Source organism: Actinomyces sp. oral taxon 171 str. F0337 (assembly GCF_005696555.1).
GTDB lineage: Bacteria > Actinomycetota > Actinomycetes > Actinomycetales > Actinomycetaceae > Actinomyces > Actinomyces oris_E.
This window is the reverse complement of record NZ_CP040005.1, coordinates 2,802,334-2,818,633: the sequence shown is the minus strand read 5'-3', so window position 1 is coordinate 2,818,633 and position 16,300 is coordinate 2,802,334. Positions and strand designations below refer to the sequence as shown.

The following is a 16,300-nucleotide window of genomic DNA, read 5'->3' as shown; positions in this document are numbered from 1 at the left end:
CAAGCCGTGATTGAATCCGATGCCTTCGGTGCGTTGATTGCGGAACTGCGCAGGGTCGAAGCCAGCCACCACAGCGTCGACACCTCCCTGCAACGCCTCAATCGGGCGCGCGGTTTCGCCGATGCCGATGACAGCGCCTCCGCCATCCACCACCGCCTCGCCAACGCCACCGTCCGACCCGCTGGATCAGGCCGCATCCGCTACGCTCCGCGTCTCATCGCCGGTTTGATCTCGCGCGTCAATGGGGTTCTCGACGCCAAGATGCGAGCCCGCTCGGGGAACGAGAGGCCCTGATTGAAACCCGGGCTGACGCCATGATCGACGTTGCACTGACCGAAGGTGCACCGTGGACAAAGGATCTTGAAACGTCGCCCACCGACCGCCGCCGAGCCGCGACATGTCGCAAGGCTGACCGAGTTGTTGCGGCATACCGAGGCCTCCTCCGGATCACTGACGACACACCCCAGATTGCGCGCCAGAGGCCGACGCGCAGAAGATAGACGCCGCAGCCGCGCGAGCAGCAGCCGCTCGTGCCCGCGACCTGACGGGTGGCAGCGTGAGACCCGCTCAGGACCGGGTGCTCTCCGTGGCGCGACAGTCCCCTCGTTTGTACAGACGTGCATCATCGTCCGGAGTGTGGACTCATATACATGTATCATTCTACCATGTATCATGAGTTGATGGATGAGTCGTCACCGACGAAGCGGGGAGCGCATTTCACCACCCCGAGCCTTGGCGAATTGTTTCGTGAGGCGCGTAGGTCTGCTGGCCTGTCTGCTCAGTCTGTGGCGGAAGCAAGCGGGCTGAGCATTGACACGGTTCGAAGCATCGAATCTGGTCGAACGGTGTCGCCCGCGTTCACTACGGTCGCTCGACTGGCGAGTGTTCTAGAAATGAGTCTAGATCGTATGAGCGAAGCAGCCCAAGTGGACGAGCGAGACTCTTGATGGAGACTCAGCATGCGAACCGAAGCCGTGTCGGAGCAATCCTCCTGAATCCATCCAGGGAAGAGAACGGGGCATCCAGGACTCACCTGGTCCTGGAGGACGTGCGGATCGCAAAGACTTGGGAAACTTTAGAGATCGCCAACCTTGTCAAGACTCCGACTCGAAACTCCAAGGAGCTCGAACAGGTGGCGACGTCTTTTCAACTGTTTCTTGATGCACGAAGCCGGCTGGAAACGGTCCTCGAAAGCAGCAACACCCTGGTTTTCGCTTGGGGTGTTGCGCCGCTTCGCGGCTTGGCTGGGAAGTATGTACGTAACCAAGTGAGTTGGGTGATCTCACGGGCGTTGCATCACGGCCACACTCACGCTTGGCTCATGGGTGGACACCCCCGCCATCCGTCCAGATGGCGCCAGTACGTTGGTCCGCAACGGGGCCTGTTCGACGGCGCGACGACAGTTGATCGACTCTTGCAAGGACTTGAGCATTGCACCGTCGAGACCGCTCAGCCACGCGGCAATGAAACGTCGGAGACTCTTGGCAATCTTCTTGGCAAGATAGGAAAAAAATCAGCGTGAGCCCACAACTGACATTCCGTCGTCAAAAGGCAGACATCGAGGTCACGGACGCGCTCCGGCGTAGGCTCGATGCGCGCACGTCTCTGGATCCCGACTTTTGGTCGTTCAGCCACCTCAGAAGCCGATCAGGAAATCACGCGCTCTTCCAGTACCCCGCAATGATGGTGCCCGAGCTTCAGGGCGCTCTGCTAGACGACCTACGGGCGGTGTCGCCTGGATCAGGACTGGTTTATGACCCGTTCGCGGGTTCCGGAACCGTGATGCTCGAGAGTCTCTATCGAGGTATGGATTTCCATGGCAGTGACATCAACCCTCTCGCGATCCTGCTTTGCCAGGTCAAAGCCAACCCACCCTCGGTCGCTGCCGGCGAGTCTGCTGTCGCCAGAGTTGCCGCTAGAGCAGCAACGATCAAAAGTCCAACCATGCCTGTGTTCGCGGGCGTGGATAAGTGGTTCAAACCAGAAATCAAACTGGGACTAGCTCAGCTACGCCTAGCGATTTTAGATGAAGAACAGTTAGTTGATCGTCAGTTTCTGTGGGTGTGCCTTGCTGAGACCATTCGACTGGTCTCAAACTCACGGATCTCAACATTCAAACTCCACACCTACACCTCGGAAGAGATTGCGCGGCGCGAAACGGACGCAATCAAAGCCTTCAAGTCGGTCGGGTCCCAGAACGTGGCCCATCTCAAGCAACACTGGGAGCGGCTTGATCTCCTGCCCGCATCCGGAAAAAAACCGCACGTTCTCCTTTTACCTGGATCGGTCAGTGATTCTTGGATAGCTCCTCGGCAAGCGGACGTACTAATGACATCTCCGCCATATGGGGACAATAAGACCACCGTTCCGTACGGCCAACACAGTTATCTTCCTTTGCAGTGGATCTTCCACGCCGATATACCGGGGGTGTTCGATGAGTCTCTGTTGGAATCAACGCATCGGATCGACCTTATGAGCCTCGGTGGCTCTTTCAAACAGGCCGACGCATCGCGAGATGAACTATGTAAAAAGTCTGCAACCCTAAGAGAGTGGTTGCCGAGGATTGACGAGAGGCCAGCACTAAGAAAAAAAGTCCTCTCGTTTGTTCGCGATTACCAACGTGCGCTCAGTAACCTTAGTCCACGCCTGAAGAATGGCGCTTTTTGTTTCTTCACTTTGGGTGAGAGGCGCGTAGGAAAGCAGACTTTCCCGTTTGTCGACATCACTCGCGAGCTTCTCATCGCGGATGGCCACGAAGAGGTTATGACGATTGAGCGGGTACTTCCAGGATCACGCAAACGCATGGCGGCTAAGAACAGTCAGGGCGCAACGATGGCACAGGAACGGGTATTGGTGACCAGGGCATGGGGGGCGGGGGAATGAGCGAGTCCGCTTCAATTAGTCCGACGGTCGTAGAGACGCTCCAGCTGGACGTACATCCATCGGTCGTGTTCAAGCTTGGAGCCGACCTCATTACGGATGATATGCAAGCTCTCATGGAGCTCATCAAGAACTCCTATGACGCCGACGCGACTCGCGTGCGTGTTTCCATCGACACCCACGCACGGTTCGACCGAAAGACCGGAGAGCGTCTTGGCGCGGAGACCAGTTCGTCGAACGATGCAGTCAACCCGGACGACCTTGTCGGCGAGATTGTCATTGTCGATGACGGCACTGGTATGGACCTTTCAACAATTAGACGCGGCTGGCTTACGGTGTCACTCAGCCACAAACTGGAAATGAAGGAGGCAGGACGTGTGACCGCGAAGAAGCGCACGCCCCTCGGCGACAAGGGCCTGGGACGCCTTGGTGCGCAACGCCTCGGCGACCAGCTATACCTGTCGACCACATACCGGAGTGAGAATCAGGAATCGGTTGCCCCGCTCAACGTGGTGATGAACTGGAGCGACTTTGCCGGCGCAGAATCGCTCAGCAGCGTTCCCATCGACGTGCGTCAACTTGCCATTGGCAGCATGAAACCGGGAACTCGGCTGGAGATACGCGGCTTACGTGATCCGGGGTTGTGGCGTCAGCACGAGACAAACGACCTCCAGCGAGAACTCGCATCCATGATTTCCCCGTATGAAGGGGTGTCTGGATTCGATATCACGCTAACCATTGACGCAGTAGCAATCAATCTCCGAGAAAAAGCCCAAGAGGTGCTGAAAGCCGCACCCGTGGCGTATGCCTTCGAGTTTGACGGCGAAAAACTCGTAATCGCGGGAAACTATTCCACATTGTTTCTGCGACAGCAGGGCGCCGAGGAGATTGCCGCCTACGATGAACTCATTGGCCGCGACAACGGATATGCGTTTTCGGAGTGGCTTCTCGCAAAGTCTGACTCGACTCGAGCTCGCCCGCTCGGCATCGCCGCTGGTGATGACCACTACTTTCTACGGAGTGAATCCGTCATTGACCTGTCGTCGCTAAAAAACGTGGAGCTTGCGGACGAAAAAGTTGTGTCGCCTGGGCCGTTTCATGGTGAAGTAAGTGCCATCTCGCTGGCGCGAGACACAAGCAGTATCTTCGATCGAGCGTCAGACTATAAGGAGTTCGTCCGCGCCCTAGTCGGCATCAAAGTGTATCGGGACGGATTCGGTGTTCGCGTAGATGAAGACTGGCTCGGTCTGGGCGAGCAGTGGACCTCAGGTGGTTCTTACTACAGTTTGCGCCCGGGCAACGTCTCAGGATACGTCAGTATCTCGGCCGAACAGAATGCCGCGTTGGAAGAAACTACCAATCGTGAAGCGTTCCGAGATACTCCTGCGTACCGCAACTTCCTCCTGATTATGAAAGCTTGGGCCGCGTATGCCGCCCGAGTTCAAGAGCACTTACGGCGAGGATATAACGAGTACAAGCGCGAAAAACTTGCGCAGTCGATCGATGTCTCACCCCGTATCACGCCCCGCGATTTGATCAAAGAAGTGAATCGTAGAATTTCAGAAGGTTCGGAACTGGCTGCTCACGCGGCGGAAACCAAGCAAGTACTCAATCAAATCGAGGCGGTCACCTACACTCTGAAAAAGCAGAAGGAATCTGCTGACCAGACCGTGTTCCATGATCCTGCTCTCTCGGCAGTGCTAGATGAAACGGTAGCGAAACTCAAGACATCGGTCGTCGAGGCTAGAGTGCTCATAGCCCATCTCGATCACCTCACCGAGGCGCACGATCGGATGAGCCTCGGTGTTGACCTGCTCGAAGAGCAACTGCGGCTTGCTCAGGACCAAATTAGCGATGCGTGGGAGTCAGTGGCCCTGGGTCTGGGAGCAGAATCTCTAGCTCATGAGGTTCAGCACATCAGTGATGGACTTCGCGGTCGGAGTGCGCAAATCATTCAGTATTTGAAGGCTTCCAAGAGCACCGATCAGCGGGTGTGGACATTTGTTGAGCATGTACGATCATCAGCCAGTGGTCTGAGTAAGCAGGTCGCGAGAATATTGCCAGGGCTCCGCTACATGCGAGAGAGTCGCGACGACCTGCGCATGTCAACGATTGCCCAGAATCTTGAGCAGTACTTCAGCTCGAAGTGGGGCGCGAACGGGCTTCGGCTCGAGATCGACGTGGTAAATGACTTTAGTATTCGAGTCAATGAGGGAAAGCTGACACAAGTCTTTGATAATCTCATCCTCAATAGCGAATACTGGCTTCTTCAGCAGATTTTTGCCAAGAAGGCCAATGAAGGGATCGTCCGGATAACTATCGATGCCCCGTTCATTACGGTTGAGGATGATGGAATTGGTGTGGATGAGTCAATCGAAGAGCTGGCGTTTGAGCCTTTCATTACGATGAAGCCATCCCAGTCCGGCCGCGGTCTTGGTCTTTTTGTGGTTCGGCAGCTCCTGGACTCGATGGGCGCGTCGATACGGCTTTCTCCGGACCGTAATAGTCGGGGGCGCCGCTACAAGTTTCGCATTCACTTTAGTAATGCGAAAATCGTAAAGGGGATCTAACATGAAGAGTAAGTTCGGTGACGGACCGCATACTCAGAAGGAACAAATTCAGGAACTTCTGAACGCACTGGGTATCGCCAGGGTTGTCAACGTGGACGACGATCACGCAGAGGGGGCGTCCCAGAGCAAAGAGGATGTACTCGGCGCTATCCGGGCGCAGTCTATAGACATGGTGCTGGTTGCGAGACGCATTCTTTCTAACGGCGAGCACGGGCAAGCTGAAGAACTTAGCCAGGATGAGATGCTCGACATGGTCAGCACGTCTTGGGATAGCCTTACCGATCGTCAGCGGAACGAGCTCACCCAAGCCGCGTTTCGTGCCCAAGCATCCGGCGGTGACCCGGTTGGCGAGCAACCCCAAAACGTTGCTGGTAACAACGCTGCACTGCTTGCGCTTCCAGAGCTTTTCGAGGGGATCGTGGACTTCCGGCGGATGAGTCTTGCGGAATGGCGGGTAGCGGGGGAAGCTCTGCTCGATGACCAAGTACCAACTTTGCTCCTGTTTGATCGTAGCTTCGAGCGTGAGGGAGGTTCCGCTAAGGGGGGTGACGACCTTGTGCGGGGTGTGCTTGCGCGCGACGACCGTGACCACGTTCACGTGGGGTTGCTAACCCACACAGCTGCCGACGAGGGGCACGAGAAGGATATCGCTGCTGAGATCAGTGAAGGTTTGGATACCATCCGACCGGTCATCGTGATCGCCAAACACCGTCTTCAGGACCAGCAGTTTCCTCATGCTTTACGGCTTGTTTTGTTCGCAACGGAGATTGAGGCTTTCCGTTCGCATGCGGTCGAAAGTCTCAAGCAAGCGAACAGCAAAGCGATCGAGGCACTGGAAAGTGTGGATCGGTACTTGCTCCTCGCAGCATTCGAAGCGGCTCGCGAAGAAGGCCTGTATGAGACGGACTATGCGATGAGGATCGCTGCGACTTTCGCACGTAAGTCGCTCGCAGCGTCGCTAAGGAAAGTCGACTTCGTTGAGAATGTGCTCAACAAGCTACGCAACGCCGGAGCGGTCAAGCTGTATCTCGATGGTATCCCACGGCCGGCTCAATATGACCAAGTTCAGTGGGACGAACAGTTCGAGGATGGAAGTTCCCTCGCCTCTCTGGCCAGCCCTCTCGACATCGGCGACATCTTCAAGTTCCACGATCTGTTTGGCGAAGAAGGTAGCCAAGTTAAAGCCCGTTATTTTATTCTCCTCACACAGGCGTGCGATCTTAGCGTCAGGGCGAATGGCCGCAGGAGTAACGATTTGACGAGGGTTGTTCTCACGGAACTGAAGCCGGCTGCAAGGGATGACGAAGGTGCCTATCGTCCGCTGAAGTCCAACCAAGCCAATTTAGGTCCACTTATGGGGTTTGAAAGTGGTCCGTGGCGGGTTCAGTTCGCGAGCCAGATTTGGGTTCCCGTTCTGGCGCTCGACGCGTGCGTCACTAGTGGAAACGGCCACGCCGTGATCAGCAGCACCGACGTGGCAAACAAAGCCTTGCCGGGTTCATGGATTCGAAGGCATAAGAAGATGCAAGCCGAAGTCAGAAAGCTCGTAAATGAATTTCGGGGCATGGACTCGGTTCTCGGTGCCATTGAGGGAGAGGAAGCTAATGTTCGTCAAGCGCGTCGCCACGTTACTGCTGCGCTCCTCGGTACAGCCGCTCAAAGCAAAGGGCTGACGGCGAAGATTGATGCGAAAAAAGTAAAGATTGAGTTTGGCGTGGAGCGCTTCGCAAGGGTTTCAGATACGACGGCTCGTGGATTACTGTCCCTGCTTCTCCAGCACCAGTCGCGACCGGCGTTCGACGGGAAGCCGCTCTACGACTCTGAGAACGTGTCGTGAGACTCTGCTGTTGGCGTCAGTGCTTCGTCGATTTCAGCTTTATGCACTCCGTGGCGGCACTGCAGCGTAACTCAAGGATTGCCCGACGCGGGTATTGCGTGTTAGAGTTGCATACGTCACTCATTCTGATAGGCATCTCGCTCGTGCCCCTTTGCGGGGAGCCGGTGCGGACCGACGCTGGTTTCGACACTCTCACTGCACCGGGAAACAGCCCCGACAGCGCCGCTCAGTTTGTGCGCAAGCAGTGCGAGAAGCGGTCGCGTGGGGCAGAGCACCAGGCGAAACCTCGCTGGCCGTGCAGCAGACCTGACTCATGACGCTCAAGTTGTACTGGGGTGCGTGGTGTTTCTCGGACTGGGGGAGTTTTTCTTCCCGTGAGTCGATAGGATGGATACCATGCCAGCAGCGAAATACTCAGAAGAGTTCAAGGCACAGGTTGTGCGTGAAGTCATCGAGAAGGAACGCACGATAGCGTCAGTGGCCGACTCATATGACCTTGTTGCTCAAACAGTAGGTAACTGGGTCGCAAGATACAAGAAGGAACACGCCACAGACCAGGACCGCAAGAAAGCTTCCGAGTCAGCCGAGATCGCAAAGTTAAAGGCAGAGGTTCGTGAGCTGCGTGGGGAGAACGAGTTCCTGAAAAAAGCAGCTGCCTTCTTCGCCAAGGAACGACCGTGACTGATCGCTACGAGCTCATTAACCGCGAAGAAGGCCATTATCCCATCTCCTCAATGTGTCGATGGTCCAGGGTATCAAAATCAGGGTACTACTCCTGGCGCGACCGGCCCCAGTCGCAGACGGCAATTCGGAGGGAGGAGCTGGCCATTATTATTAAGGACGTTTTTGAGGACTCTGATGGCACCTACGGGTACCGGCGAATCCAGGTGATTCTGGAGCGGCGCGGTGTGCGGGCCGACGGGGCCACGATCCGCGCCATCATGCGTGACCTGGGGCTACAGGCCGCCGGGCCACGGGCAAAGGTCCGCACCACCGTGCCGGCTGAGGACCTGGATGAGCGGTCGGACCTGCTCAGGCAGGACTTCACCGCCAATGAGCCCGGCAAGAAGCTGTGCGGGGACATTCCCCCGCAAGCGGGAGGTGCCCCCTCCTACGTCAGGACGTGGGCTGGATTTATCTATCTTGCGACCGTTCTGGACTGCTGATGCCTTGAAGGTCGTGGGTTATGCGATGGGCGACCACATGCACACGTCCCTGGTGTGCCAGGCCATTGACATGGCGGTACGCAGGTGTCCGATTGAGGAGGGTGTGACGATCTTTCACTCGGACCGAGGTAGTCAGTACATGTCTCAAAGATTTCTGGACCATCTCAGGTCCTATGGTATTCGTCCCTCTGTGGGGCGTGCGGGGGTTTGCTGGGACAATGCGTGGGCTTCAGTCGTTCAATGCCACGCTCAAGAATGAGAGAGTCCACCGGATGGTGTATGCCACGAAGGATAAGGCGGCCAAGGATATTGCCTCACGGTTCGAGCTGAGATGCAATCATGTTCGCCTTCACTCAGCCCTAGGGTATCGCACCCCGAACGAGGTCGAACGCGAGCTCCTGGACTTAACGAAGGCAGCCTGAAGTAAGAAAACAAGCACTGTCCGAAAAACACCCGGAAGTCCAAATCAACCCCTACCTGTAAACCGCTTACACAGAAAACTGGACAGGTCTACGCAGCCCCGCGGAGATGCCGGCATCGCTGCCGCCGACGCACACAACGTGCATGGGGATGTCCTTTCGGGTCGCGGGGCCTCAGCCCAGCATGGCGAGGTACTCGTGCAACGCGGCCAGCCCTTCGGGTCGCGGGGTGAAGTGCGCCCACTTGCCGCGCATTTCCTTGTCCACCAGCCCGGCCTCGACCAGCTTCTTCAGGTGGTGTGACAGCGTCGGCTGGGTCACGCCGAACACCTCGGGCATGTGGCACGCGCACACGCTGGAGCACCGGCTGGCCGCGATGTGGTGCAGGATCCGCAGCCGCACCGGGTCAGCGAGCGCCTTCACGACGAGCGCAACCCGTTCCGCCTGCTCCATCGAGATCGTGCCACCATCCGGCGCGCAGGCCTCGGCGGCGGCCATCGGGGCTTCCAGCAGTTCGGTCATGCAGACATGCTACCCGCTCATATTGACATCTGTCGATACGTGTGCCACACTCACTCATATCGACGGTCATCAATCCGTGATGGTCGTCCTCCACCCGAGCCGGAGGTTTCCCATGCCCGTCATCCGTGTCTTCGAACCTGCACTGTGTTGCAACACCGGGGTCTGCGGCCCCGACCTCGACCAGGAGCTGGTCGACTTCACCGCCGCGGTCAACGCCCTCAAGGCGCAGGGGGTGGACGTCCACCGCGCCAACCTGGCCAGCGAGCCGGCGCAGTTCGCGGAGCACCCCGTGGTCGTCAAGTTCCTGCAGGCCGCCGGCTCCGAGGGGCTGCCCCTGACGCTGGTCGACGACGTCACCGTGCTGGCCGGCCGCCACCCGCGCCGCGACGAGCTGGAGCGCTACGTCGGCCTGAACCCGACGAAGGACGCCCAGCCCCAGGGCGGATGCTGCGGCCCGCAGCAGGAAGCCCCCGCCGCGTCCACTGGCTGCTGTGGGCAGCCCGCCACTACCAGCACCGTGTCCGGCTGTTGCTGACCCCGACTCGAACTTTCAGGAGACTGTGCTGACCCAGTTTCTCGACAACCCGCCCCGGCACTTTTTCTTCACTGGCAAGGGCGGTGTCGGCAAGACCAGCATCGCGTGCGCCACGGCCGTGCACCTCGCCCACCAGGGCAAGCGGGTGCTGCTGGTCAGCACCGACCCGGCGAGCAACATCGCCCAGGTGTTCGGTGCCACCATCGGCAACAAGATCACCCCGATTCCGCAGGTGCCCGGCCTCGACGCGCTGGAGATCGACCCCGACGAGGCAGCTGAGGCCTACCGCAACAAGATCCTGGAACCGGTGCGCGCGGTCCTGCCCATCAAGGAGATCGAGGCCATCACCGAGCAGCTGTCGGGCTCCTGCACCACCGAGATCGCCTCGTTCAACGAGTTCACCGACCTGCTCGCCGACACCCAGGCCACCGCCGGCTACGACCACGTCATCTTCGACACCGCCCCCACCGGCCACACCATCCGCCTGCTGCAGCTGCCCGGCAGCTGGACCAGCTACCTTGACAACGGCAAGGGCGACGCGTCCTGCCTGGGGCCCATGAGCGGGCTCGAGAAGAACCGCGCCACCTACCGCGCCGCCGTCGAGGCCCTCACCGACCCCACCAGCACCCGCCTGGTGCTCGTCGCCCGGGCCCAGCAGTCCACGCTGCGCGAGGTCGCCCGCACCCTGGACGAGCTCGCCGAGCTCGACATCCACGCCACCAACCTGGTCGTCAACGGCGTCTTGCCCGCCGCGGCCGCCACCGACGACCTGTCCCGCGCCATCCACGACCGCGAACAGGCCGCGCTCGCTGCCATGCCCGCCGCCCTGGCAGCCCTGCCCCGCGACACGGTGAGCCTCAAGAGCGTCAACATGGTCGGCCTGGAGGCACTCGCCACCCTGTTCCACTACGAGGACGCCCCGCAGGCCGACGCGCAGGACACCGGCGGGCAGGGCATCGGCCAGCAGCCGCACCTCGCCGGCCTGGTCGACCAGCTCGCCGAGGCCGACCATGGGCTCGTGATGACGATGGGCAAGGGCGGTGTCGGCAAGACCACCGTCGCAGCCGCCATCGCCATCGCCCTGGTTCAGCGCGGCAAGAAGGTCCTGCTCACCACCACCGACCCCGCCGCGCACCTGTCGTCCACCCTCGGCAACGACGTCGATGGGCTCGAGGTCAGCGCCATCGACCCCGAGAAAGCCATCCAGGAGTACCGCGACCACGTCATGGCCTCCAAGGGCGCCAAGCTCGACGACGCCGGCCGCGCCGCCCTCGCCGAGGACCTCATGAGCCCCTGCACCGAGGAGATCGCCGTCTTCCAGCAGTTCAGCCGCGCCGTGAACAAGGCCCGTGACCAGTTCGTCGTCATGGACACCGCCCCCACCGGCCACACCCTGCTCCTGATGGACGCCACCGGTTCCTACCACCGCGACATCACCCGCCACCTCGACGACGGCCAGCGCGGCCACGTCACCACCCCGCTGATGCGGCTCCAGGATCCGGACCACACCAAGATCATCGTGGTCACCTTGCCTGAGACGACCCCCGTCACCGAGGCGCAGGCTCTGGCCAGTGACCTGGAACGCGCCAGCATCCACCCGTGGGCGTGGGTGGTGAACAACTCCCTCGCGGCAGCCCACCCCACCAGCCCACTGCTCGCCACCCGGGCACGCTCCGAGCAGCAGCAGCTGGACGCGGTGGCCGCCACCACCAGCCGCATGGCAGTAATCCCCACCCAGACCCGCGAACCCGTCGGCACGCAACAGCTCACCGCTCTCAGCAACTGACCCCATGAATGACGCCTACCGCCGGATCCACCAGTTGGGTCCGGCGGTAGGCGACTGCCTATTCGCAGGGTGTCACCCGGCCTGTCGGGCCCGAGTGTGGGCGAGGCGGTAGGAGTTGGTGCCGGTTTCGATGATGGTGGCGTTGTGGGTGAGGCGGTCGACGATCGCGGCGCAGAGCCTTGGGTCAGTCCAGTGACGTGTGCGGTCTCGCACGGATCGACCGGTGCGCTCGCACCATCTGAATCAGCGGTGGGGCAAGTTTCGACAAGCCTCCCCCTAGCTCCACCACCTCGAAGGTCTGCCCCGCCAGAAAACTGGCGGGGCAGACCTCTTTCAACGTGCCGGTTGCCTTGCGCAGGTTATCGGCGGGTTATCGGCGTGAACGTGGTGCTTTAGGGCCTGTTATGTATGTCCTTTGAGCCAGTGGTCGATCCTGGCGATGTGGATGGTGGCCTGGTAGCGCACGGCGAGCTTGTCGTAGCGGATGGCCAGGGCTCGGTGGTGCTTGAGGTGACTGAAGCCGCGTTCCACGGTGCTGCAGTTCTTGTGCGTCACGGAGTCGAAGGCCGGCGGGCGTCCACCGCGTGAGCCTCTGGCTCGACGGTGGGCCACCTGGTCGGCCGTGACCGGGATCGTGGTGCGGATGCGGTGGGCGCGCAGTCAGGCCCGGTCGGCCTGCGAGGAGTAGGCCTTGTCAATCAGCACCCGCCTCGGGCGCTGCGGGGCCGGCCCCGGCCGCGGTGTGCGACGCGGATCGCCTCCGTGTTCGAGTGAGGGTTCACCTATACCAGGGGCTGTCTTGCCAGCTGGGCGGATTGAGTGCGTGATCGACGATCAGCCCGCGTACGGCGCACCCGATCAAGGTGGCCAAATCTAGACATCTAGTATATGGATAGTTAGTATCCTGATATGCAATTGCCGAAGGGAGTGGAGTGGGCTGCGCACGCGCTGGTCGTGCTGGATGTGGCTGGAGGTCGGGTTGTTTCGAGTGCGGGCTTGGCGGGAGTGTTCGATCTGTCGCCGACCTATCTGAACAAGCACCTGCAGAAGCTTGCGGCGGCGGGCATCGTTGCCTCAGTGGCCGGTGCCTCGGGCGGGTTCCGCTTGTCCCAGCCAGCCGCAAGGGTGAGCCTGGATGACGTGGTTTCTGCATTAGGTAGCGCGGCACCTTTGTTCCAGTGCAACGAGATCCGATGCCAGGGTGCATTCATCGACCAGAAATCGCAGATCCTCGCGTCAGGTCTGTGCTCGATCAACCGAGCTATGTCCCGTGCCGAGGATGCTTGGCGTGCCTCGTTGGCTGGCACCTCTATCGCCGACCTAGCAGCCGGCCTCGACAACGCCACCCGAACCCGCATGCTCCAGGCCACCGGTCTGGATCCCGACCCCGTTAAGGACCCCTTGTGAAGATCGCCATCATCGGCGCCACCGGTACCGCTGGCCGCGCCACCACCCGGACCGCTCGCCAGGCTGGATATGACGTCATTACTCTGTCTCGTGCCACCGGTATAGATCTGCACACCGGTGAAGGCCTTACCAGCGCCCTAGACGGTGCCGACGTAGCCATCGATACCTCCAACCCCTTCCCGGTCAGCGCCAACGCCGACCTCGTCGCTACTTTCCGCGACGCCACGGCTCGCGTTGTTCGGGCCTGCCAGCACGCCGGCGTTGACCGACTAGTGCACTTGTCGATCTGCAACATCGACGACCCCGCCTTCGACGAATTCGACTACTACCTCGCCAAGCGCGCCCAGGAGCAGGTACTGGCCGATTGCGCACTCGAGCACGTGGTGGTGCGCTCGACGCAGTGGATGGAGTTTGCCCTCAACCCGGGCGCGGTCACCCAATCTGACGATCAGGTGCGCGTCGAGGACTGGCTTGTCCAGCCTGTCGCCGTCGACGAAGTTGCCCGGGTTTTGGTCGAAGCGTCCAGCGGCTCCGTCCGTGACCGACAGATCGCCGGCCCTGAACGGGTACATTTGCCTGACCTGACCCGACAGTTACTGCAGGCCAAGGGGGATGTGCGGCCTGTCGTTGTCACAGCCCCAGGTCTGCCAGAGCTCGCTCAGGGGGTGCTGCTCGCGCCGCGCGGTGCAGAGCTTCTAGGACCTGACGTTGCCAGATGGGTGAGTACCCAAGGGTCAGCAGCCTGACTGTCAATACGTCACCCGGGGCTGGCGTGAGCCAGCCCTTCTTCGCGTAGCCCAGTAGAGTTCCATGTCTTACCCCAATGCGGTTCTTACGTTGCGCCACCGCCTCAATGCCACCCAGCTCGTCGTCGAGGAGGATTTGTTGATCGGCGATGTCACCGCCCGTTTTCAAGTGGTTTACCCTCCCGTTAGCTCCACCACCTCAGGGGTCTGCCCCGCCAGGAGACTGGCGGGGCAGACCTTTTCGCGCCTTGTGTGACTTCTGGGTGCCGAGTCGGCTTCCGTAGATCTGAAGCCCTGTGCTCGGGTGTTTCTGTCGAGGTGTCGGACGAGTCTCGCTACGCGGCAGTCGGGCTCGGGCGGAGTTGGAATCGTCCCTCCGAAATAAGCCAGGTGAGCACAGTGGATGCAATGAGCACAGCGGCTCCGCTGGCGAAGGATGCGCTGTAGCTGCCGGTGGCGTCACGCAGAAGCCCGCCCAGCAAGACGCCTAGGGCGGCGAATATCTGGTGGATGAGCCAGGATGATCCCAAGATCCCTCCCATCGCTGTGCCGCCGAAGCGGTCGGCCACCAGTCCGGTGGTCAAAGGAATCACCGGGAAGGATGAGAGGCCGAACATCACCACGCCGAGGATGAAGGCGGGGAGGCTTGGTGCAAGTGCGAGAACCGTGAAAGACACTGCCCTGGCGGTGTGAAGCACGATGAGCGTAACTCGCTTGCCCCATCGCTTGGCCGCCCACTGTCCGGTCAACCACATAGAGGCCGCACTGCACAGGGCGACCAGTGCCATGAGCCATCCGCCCGTACTGGGGCTGCCGCTGAGCTCCAGGGCAAGCTTCGGCATGTGCGTGGTGAACAGGTAGAGCGAGTACCCGCAGCCGGCGAAACTGAGGCTGATCGTCCAGAACTGACGGTCACTCAGTGCGTCGCGCAATGTGGTGGGCGCTCCTGCCGGCTCGAGCGTGCCGTCGGATCGGATACCGACGTCGCTGGGGCTGTTGCGCGCCCCGAACCACAGCACCGGCACAACAAGGGCGAGCATGATCGCCCCAAGAGCAAGGAACGCGGCCCGCCAACCGAGCATGGTGACAAGTACTCCGGCTAGTGGGAGAAGTAGCAGCTGGCCGGCATTGATACCCATCGAACTCACAGCGAGCGCTCGAGGACGGCTCTTGGTGTGCCATCGAGCTACCAGGACTGAGGAAGGCATTGAACTGCACCCGGCGAATCCTGCAGCAACTACAACCCCGAATAGGATTAAGAACTGCCAGTACTCGGTCACGGTCGCAAGCGTGACGTAGGACAGTCCCATCAGCGATGCACTCCCCGCCATCACCTGACGAGGGCCGATCCGGTCAATCAGTCGACCGGCAAGTGGCTGAAACAGTCCCCAAGCCAGCGTGTTCACTGCAACCACAGTGCTCGTTGCCGCTAAGGACCAGGCAAGGCTGTCCATGAGCGGCGCAATGAACTGTCCGATCGCCAGATTCAATCCGAACGCTCCGGTCAGGGAGGTGAAGGCTACGGCCGTGATTCGACCCTGCCAGTGTTGCAAGGTGGTGGTCATCCCACACTCCTAACGGTTTTGGTGAACCTCAAGCATTAGTAGGATGGAAGCACCATTTCTAATGGTTGTCAAGACCTGTTACCGTTAGTCCATGGTCCGAGATGCACCCCTGGTTCCTCCGTTGGATGGCGAACCCTTACCGATCGAGCTGGTGAACACAACCTTCGTGGATGGGGGGTTGCGCGGGCGTGTTGTGGACACCCTCACCACGCCGTCGGAGCTGGATGCTTGGCTGGCTCGTCATCGGGAGCAGTTCAGTGCCGACCTGCGCCCAGTTCTTGCTGGCGTCTCCAGTGACGTTCGGGATTTGGGGGATTGGCTGGACCTAAGGGAAGCGATCCGTGGTTACCTGACAGCGCTCGCTGGTGGCGCCAATCCGGCTCAGCAGGATCTCGTGCGCATGAACGATGCGGCGGTCGGGGCTGCTCACTACATAGAGCTGCAGCAGGCTGACAGCCTCGTCGCTCGTCGTCGATGGCATGTCGCCGACCCGCTTGCGATTGCGCTGGGTGAGGTCGCCTCTGCTGCGGCAGAGTATGCACGTCCGGAACGATGCTCTCGATTACGTGCTTGCCAGGCTCCGGGGTGCATTCTGTTTTTCGAGAAGACCCATCCTCGGCGCGAGTGGTGCTCGCCGGCTTGTGGGAATCGTGTCCGAGTGGCTAGGCATGCCCGGTCTGCAAGGTGACTCCTGTGGGTGGGGTCGGGTGGTGTTCGCGCCGGTGACGATGTTGACGGAGGGGCTGCGGAGCCTGACTGGTCTCAGCTCGCTGCCCTAGGTGCTTGCTCCATGGGGTCTGGGTGGGGTGTTGGTGTGCTCCGCGAGGGTCTGAGTCTTGTGCGGTTTGGATGAACTCTGGCTAATAC

18 protein-coding genes are annotated in these 16,300 nt (G+C 60.4%); 14 read left to right on the top strand and 4 right to left on the bottom strand.

Translation table 11 applies throughout. The annotated features are described in order from the left end of the window. The first annotated feature begins 6 nt into the window (after positions 1 to 6). From FBF36_RS12005 to FBF36_RS13855, 9 genes are all read left to right on the top strand, one after another. Positions 7 to 294, top strand: coding sequence for a hypothetical protein (locus FBF36_RS12005; RefSeq protein WP_009396719.1), 288 nt, complete (start codon positions 7 to 9; stop codon positions 292 to 294). Between the two features lie 356 nt (positions 295 to 650). After that, a complete protein-coding gene (locus FBF36_RS13860) occupies positions 651 to 947 on the top strand; it encodes a helix-turn-helix domain-containing protein (protein ID WP_412784056.1) in 297 nt (98 codons plus the stop codon). Next, positions 947 to 1,522: a DUF1643 domain-containing protein gene (locus tag FBF36_RS11995; protein ID WP_087944010.1), complete on the top strand. Its 576-nt coding sequence runs from the start codon at positions 947 to 949 to the stop codon at positions 1,520 to 1,522. Before FBF36_RS13860 ends, FBF36_RS11995 begins: the two co-directional genes overlap by 1 nt. A 158-nt stretch (positions 1,523 to 1,680) precedes the next feature. Further along, a complete protein-coding gene (locus FBF36_RS11990; protein WP_138137616.1) occupies positions 1,681 to 2,883 on the top strand; it encodes a hypothetical protein in 1,203 nt (400 codons plus the stop codon). Positions 2,884 to 2,948: 65 nt separating this feature from the next. Continuing rightward, positions 2,949 to 5,450 (top strand): sensor histidine kinase, encoded by a 2,502-nt coding sequence (locus tag FBF36_RS11985; RefSeq protein WP_192574974.1) that lies wholly within the window; start codon positions 2,949 to 2,951, stop codon positions 5,448 to 5,450. A gap of 1 nt (position 5,451) precedes the next feature. Then, positions 5,452 to 7,287, top strand: coding sequence for a hypothetical protein (locus FBF36_RS11980; protein ID WP_009396711.1), 1,836 nt, complete (start codon positions 5,452 to 5,454; stop codon positions 7,285 to 7,287). Positions 7,288 to 7,683: 396 nt separating this feature from the next. Further along, complete coding sequence (locus tag FBF36_RS11975) at positions 7,684 to 7,968, top strand: transposase (RefSeq protein ID WP_157184121.1); 285 nt, start codon at positions 7,684 to 7,686, stop codon at positions 7,966 to 7,968. Then, positions 7,965 to 8,453, top strand: coding sequence for an IS3 family transposase (locus FBF36_RS11970; protein ID WP_087944008.1), 489 nt, complete (start codon positions 7,965 to 7,967; stop codon positions 8,451 to 8,453). Before FBF36_RS11975 ends, FBF36_RS11970 begins: the two co-directional genes overlap by 4 nt. Further along, positions 8,341 to 8,712, top strand: coding sequence for a DDE-type integrase/transposase/recombinase (locus FBF36_RS13855; RefSeq protein ID WP_225792365.1), 372 nt, complete (start codon positions 8,341 to 8,343; stop codon positions 8,710 to 8,712). Before FBF36_RS11970 ends, FBF36_RS13855 begins: the two co-directional genes overlap by 113 nt. Positions 8,713 to 9,046: 334 nt before the next feature. Here FBF36_RS13855 and FBF36_RS11955 read toward each other — a convergent pair whose 3' ends face one another. Next, a complete protein-coding gene (locus FBF36_RS11955) occupies positions 9,047 to 9,394 on the bottom strand; it encodes an ArsR/SmtB family transcription factor (protein WP_009396705.1) in 348 nt (115 codons plus the stop codon). 112 nt (positions 9,395 to 9,506) lie between these two features. On the opposite strand from FBF36_RS11955, the gene arsD reads away from it, so the two are divergent. Next, a complete protein-coding gene (gene arsD, locus FBF36_RS11950) occupies positions 9,507 to 9,929 on the top strand; it encodes an arsenite efflux transporter metallochaperone ArsD (protein ID WP_138137612.1) in 423 nt (140 codons plus the stop codon). Positions 9,930 to 9,954: 25 nt separating this feature from the next. Continuing rightward, complete coding sequence (gene arsA / locus FBF36_RS11945) at positions 9,955 to 11,715, top strand: arsenical pump-driving ATPase (protein ID WP_009396702.1); 1,761 nt, start codon at positions 9,955 to 9,957, stop codon at positions 11,713 to 11,715. A 72-nt stretch (positions 11,716 to 11,787) separates the two neighbouring features. Here arsA and FBF36_RS13575 read toward each other — a convergent pair whose 3' ends face one another. Both FBF36_RS13575 and FBF36_RS13570 read right to left on the bottom strand, forming a co-directional pair. Further along, the gene (locus tag FBF36_RS13575) at positions 11,788 to 11,928 is read right to left on the bottom strand and encodes an ATP-binding protein (RefSeq protein ID WP_009396701.1); all 141 of its coding nucleotides are present in this window, start codon (positions 11,926 to 11,928) and stop codon (positions 11,788 to 11,790) included. A gap of 189 nt (positions 11,929 to 12,117) precedes the next feature. Further along, entirely contained in the window at positions 12,118 to 12,270 is a 153-nt protein-coding gene (locus FBF36_RS13570) for a transposase (protein ID WP_009396700.1), read from the bottom strand. A gap of 354 nt (positions 12,271 to 12,624) precedes the next feature. Here FBF36_RS13570 and FBF36_RS11935 point away from each other — a divergent pair, with 354 nt between their 5' ends. Together FBF36_RS11935 and FBF36_RS11930 are read left to right on the top strand one after the other, a co-directional pair. After that, entirely contained in the window at positions 12,625 to 13,122 is a 498-nt protein-coding gene (locus tag FBF36_RS11935) for an RrF2 family transcriptional regulator (protein WP_009396698.1), read from the top strand. Continuing rightward, on the top strand, positions 13,119 to 13,868 hold the full coding sequence (locus FBF36_RS11930) for an SDR family oxidoreductase (protein ID WP_009396697.1): 750 nt from the start codon (positions 13,119 to 13,121) through the stop codon (positions 13,866 to 13,868). The genes FBF36_RS11935 and FBF36_RS11930 overlap by 4 nt, the downstream gene beginning before the upstream one ends. A gap of 335 nt (positions 13,869 to 14,203) precedes the next feature. Here FBF36_RS11930 and FBF36_RS11925 read toward each other — a convergent pair whose 3' ends face one another. Next, entirely contained in the window at positions 14,204 to 15,433 is a 1,230-nt protein-coding gene (locus tag FBF36_RS11925; protein WP_009396695.1) for an MFS transporter, read from the bottom strand. Between the two features lie 91 nt (positions 15,434 to 15,524). Between FBF36_RS11925 and FBF36_RS13850 the strand changes: the two genes are divergently transcribed. Continuing rightward, positions 15,525 to 16,121: a CGNR zinc finger domain-containing protein gene (locus FBF36_RS13850; protein WP_009396694.1), complete on the top strand. Its 597-nt coding sequence runs from the start codon at positions 15,525 to 15,527 to the stop codon at positions 16,119 to 16,121. The last annotated feature ends 179 nt before the right edge of the window (positions 16,122 to 16,300 follow it).

Excerpts from the sequence above, each read along its gene's own strand:
- FBF36_RS11975 (WP_157184121.1), top strand. The coding sequence starts at position 7,684 with ATGCCAGCAGCGAAATACTCAGAAGAGTTCAAGGCACAGGTTGTGCGT.
- FBF36_RS11980 (WP_009396711.1), top strand. The coding sequence starts at position 5,452 with ATGAAGAGTAAGTTCGGTGACGGACCGCATACTCAGAAGGAACAAATT.
- arsD (WP_138137612.1), top strand. The coding sequence starts at position 9,507 with ATGCCCGTCATCCGTGTCTTCGAACCTGCACTGTGTTGCAACACCGGG.
- FBF36_RS11935 (WP_009396698.1), top strand. The coding sequence starts at position 12,625 with ATGCAATTGCCGAAGGGAGTGGAGTGGGCTGCGCACGCGCTGGTCGTG.
- FBF36_RS11925 (WP_009396695.1), bottom strand. The coding sequence starts at position 15,433 with ATGACCACCACCTTGCAACACTGGCAGGGTCGAATCACGGCCGTAGCC.
- FBF36_RS11955 (WP_009396705.1), bottom strand. The coding sequence starts at position 9,394 with ATGACCGAACTGCTGGAAGCCCCGATGGCCGCCGCCGAGGCCTGCGCG.
- FBF36_RS13860 (WP_412784056.1), top strand. The coding sequence starts at position 651 with ATGTATCATTCTACCATGTATCATGAGTTGATGGATGAGTCGTCACCG.
- FBF36_RS13855 (WP_225792365.1), top strand. The coding sequence starts at position 8,341 with ATGAGCCCGGCAAGAAGCTGTGCGGGGACATTCCCCCGCAAGCGGGAG.
- FBF36_RS11990 (WP_138137616.1), top strand. The coding sequence starts at position 1,681 with ATGATGGTGCCCGAGCTTCAGGGCGCTCTGCTAGACGACCTACGGGCG.
- FBF36_RS11995 (WP_087944010.1), top strand. The coding sequence starts at position 947 with ATGGAGACTCAGCATGCGAACCGAAGCCGTGTCGGAGCAATCCTCCTG.
- FBF36_RS13850 (WP_009396694.1), top strand. The coding sequence starts at position 15,525 with ATGGTCCGAGATGCACCCCTGGTTCCTCCGTTGGATGGCGAACCCTTA.